This is a genomic window from Sphingobium cupriresistens (genome assembly GCF_004152865.1).
Taxonomy (GTDB): Bacteria; Pseudomonadota; Alphaproteobacteria; order Sphingomonadales; family Sphingomonadaceae; genus Sphingobium; species Sphingobium cupriresistens.
The window spans coordinates 1-596 of sequence record NZ_SEOO01000151.1 but is presented as its reverse complement, the minus strand read 5'-3'; the positions used below and the strand labels follow the sequence as shown (position 1 = coordinate 596).

General features: G+C 61.1%; 2 protein-coding genes. Both read right to left on the bottom strand.

All coding sequences use genetic code 11. The features are described 5' to 3' along the window. The coding region (locus EWH12_RS22070; RefSeq protein WP_207212485.1) for an IS66 family transposase at positions 1-278 on the bottom strand (278 nt) is incomplete at its 3' end. Positions 279-341: 63 nt separating this feature from the next. Beyond that, a partial coding sequence (gene tnpB / locus EWH12_RS22065; protein WP_129927832.1) for an IS66 family insertion sequence element accessory protein TnpB occupies positions 342-596 on the bottom strand: 255 nt, incomplete at its 5' end.

The following is a 596-nucleotide window of genomic DNA, read 5'->3' as shown; positions in this document are numbered from 1 at the left end:
GAATCGTCCAGGCCACTTGTCACGAGGCCCTGTTGCGCGACCGAAACAAGCACGTCTTCGAGAGCGAACTCGAGTTGCTCGATCTCGCGTTCGATCTTCTCGGAGGATTTGCCGAAAGCCTGCTTCCGGAGCCTGGCGATCTGCAAACGCAGTGCCTGGACGACCAGGTCATGGGCGCGCAGCGTCGTCGTCAGCTTCTTGTTCTGGGCCTGCAACTGGGCGATCAGCGCCTTGAGAAAGGCCGGGTCTTCGGGAAGATCGGATGCCGCGTTGAGCATGGCTTTTTATACAGGAAATCGGCCGCAAAGCCTAGCAGAACAGCCGCTTTTGCAGAAGAAAAGTTACCCCGCGCGTGTAGGCGGCGCACCCCAGTTCGGACGCCTCCAGTCGATCCCTTCCCACAGCATCGCGAGTTGGGCCGATGTCAGTCGCGCCGCCCCGTCAGCCGCAGAGGGCCAGGGAAAACGGCCGCGCTCCAGGATCTTGTAATAGAGGCAAAATCCCTGACCATCCCAGTAAAGCAGCTTCAGCCTGTCGCCGCGCCGTCCCCGAAAGGCGAATACGGCACCACTGGCCGGCTTCTGTCGCAGCACGGT